This window comes from Endozoicomonas sp. ONNA2, from assembly GCF_024606365.1.
Taxonomy (GTDB): domain Bacteria; phylum Pseudomonadota; class Gammaproteobacteria; order Pseudomonadales; family Endozoicomonadaceae; genus Endozoicomonas.
In genome coordinates, this window is the sequence record NZ_JAHHPO010000991.1 from 1 (window position 1) to 2222 (window position 2222).

General features: G+C 41.6%; 3 protein-coding genes. All 3 read left to right on the top strand.

Annotated features, from left to right (window positions below; genetic code table 11):
* Nucleotides 1-211, top strand: a 211-nt coding sequence (locus KDK14_RS17490) for a hypothetical protein (RefSeq protein ID WP_257266473.1), incomplete at its 5' end; no start/stop codon positions are given.
* 35 nt (nucleotides 212-246) lie between these two features.
* The gene (locus KDK14_RS17495; RefSeq protein ID WP_257266474.1) at nucleotides 247-1329 is read left to right on the top strand and encodes a glycosyltransferase family 4 protein; all 1083 of its coding nucleotides are present in this window, start codon (nucleotides 247-249) and stop codon (nucleotides 1327-1329) included.
* Entirely contained in the window at nucleotides 1316-2059 is a 744-nt protein-coding gene (locus KDK14_RS17500) for a WecB/TagA/CpsF family glycosyltransferase (RefSeq protein WP_257266475.1), read from the top strand. The genes KDK14_RS17495 and KDK14_RS17500 overlap by 14 nt, the downstream gene beginning before the upstream one ends.
* Nucleotides 2060-2222 lie beyond the last annotated feature (163 nt).

Genomic DNA, 2222 nt, shown 5'->3' on the forward strand with positions numbered 1-2222 from the left:
CCTGATTTCAATAATGCTTAATATTGATTCAATGGATAAAGATTTATTAAGAGCTGCTGGCTACTCACTCTTATTCTTTTTTTTACTTTCTAATTTTTATGGTGTTAGAGGCATGCTCAATACACTCATTTTAGTTTATTTTTCGATGTATTTGGTATTAAAGAAAAGAGTATTGCAATACTGCAGTAATCAACAAGAATGTAAAGTTTAATTAAATAACTATTTTATTATATTCAATAATCTACAATGAAAATTGTCCATGTAGTTCGGCAGTTTTTGCCTAGTATTGGTGGCTTGGAAGATGTAGTATTTAATCTTGCTACCGAACAAATCAAGCTGGGGCATAACGTTAAAGTTTTTACCACCAATAGTGACTTTCAAGCCAATAAACAGCTACCTGCAGTTAGTGTTGAGTCTGGAATTCACGTCCAGCGCTACCCTTGGTATGGCTCAAAACGTTATCCTATTTGCTGGTTACCCATTAATGAATTAAACCGTTTCGATCTGGTGCATGTGCATGCAGTAGATTTTTTGGTGGAGTATCTGTCACTACAGAAACGGCTTGGTAGGCTAAGACCTAGGCTTGTATTAACCACCCATGGTGGTTTTTTTCATACCAATAAACAGGCAGGTATGAAAAAGCTTTTTTTTAAATATATTACTCCATTTTCCCTTTCTCAGTTTGATGCAGTAACCTGTTGTAGCATTAATGACTATGCGCTCTTTAAGGATCTTAACCGCAATGTATCACTTATTGAAAATGGTGTTGGTTTCCAAAAGCTTGGTAAAGCTCTAAACATTCAGAAGATTAATGACTTTATATATTTTGGCCGGTTTTCAGAAAATAAACGCCTTGTTGAGCTGGTTGAACTTTTTGCCGGTGTTGATCATTCTGATGTCCGTTTGAAAATTATTGGCCGATCTAAAACTGGTGATATTGCTTCAATCCTTAGCAAAATCGCTGAGCTGGGGTGTTTAGAGCGGGTTCAGCTACTGACCGATATTAGTGACCAGGAAATATTGCATCATGTGGCTTCTGCACGCTTTACCATCAGTGCTTCATCCTATGAGGGCTTTGGCTTGAGTATTGTTGAGCTGATGGCTTATGGCCTGGTTCCACTGTTGTCAGCTGAACCACCATCTTTCAAACGGTTTGTTGAAGAGAGCGGTGTGGGCGCACAGTTTACGTTGGACAAAAATAGCATTGAGCAGGCTATTCACATTTTAACGACGCAATGGTCAGAATCACAGGGCCAAGCTGCACAAAATTATGCCGGGCAATTTGCCTGGCCTTCTGTTGCTGTAAAATACCTGAATGTTTATCAATAATAACGATGTTGCCGACCCCCTTATCCGCACGCTGGATCTGTTGCCGGAGTCTGAAGTGCCCGGTTTTATCCAGGAGATATGTGCCACAAAAAAGCCTGTATCCCTTGGTTTTGTTAATCAGCATGCTTATAACCTGATGGAGAAAGACAAGCCGGTTTTTGATGCTTTTGCTCAATTAACCTATCGGTTAAGGGATGGTGGCGGTATTAAAATCGCCTGCAAGCTGAATCAGTGTTACCCCGGTGCAAATCTCAATGGTACGGATCTGATTCCCAGACTTTGTAAGCACTACCTGGCTAAACATTCTGATGCTGAAGTCTTTGTACTTGGCACACAAGAGCCTTGGTTAAGCCGGGGAGCCAAAACCTTGCTAAAAGGCAAACCCTGCCATCAGCTGGATGGTTTCAAGGATGACAAGATCTATCTCGACCTGGTTCAGCAGCAAGGCCATAGTGATAAGCCTCGCCTAATTATTCTGGCCATGGGCATGCCCAAACAGGAGCGGGTAGCCCATAGTTTAATGGCGCATTTGACCGGGCCTGTTTTGATTGTCTGTGGTGGTGCCATTATCGATTTCAGTGCTGGAAGGGTGAGCCGTGCCCCCAGGCTGTTTCGCAGTTTGGGCCTGGAATGGTTATACCGACTGGCGCTTGAGCCCAAGCGGTTGTTTGGCCGTTATGTACTGGGCATTCCGTTGTTTTTTTATTTCCTTCTGAAAAATCGTTTTTAACTTTTTCAGGTTTATTAGCAGGCTGTAAGATTTTTATAAGACTGAACCACGAAGGACACGAAGAACACAAAGGAAAAGCTTTCTTTAATCTTTCTTTTTGACCTTCGTGTCAGGGCGACAGAATCGGTCGAACGATCATCCCGATAATAGGATATTTAGCTAT

Coding starts and splice junctions, on each gene's coding strand:
- KDK14_RS17500 (WP_257266475.1), top strand. CDS start 1,316: ATGTTTATCAATAATAACGATGTTGCCGACCCCCTTATCCGCACGCTG.
- KDK14_RS17495 (WP_257266474.1), top strand. CDS start 247: ATGAAAATTGTCCATGTAGTTCGGCAGTTTTTGCCTAGTATTGGTGGC.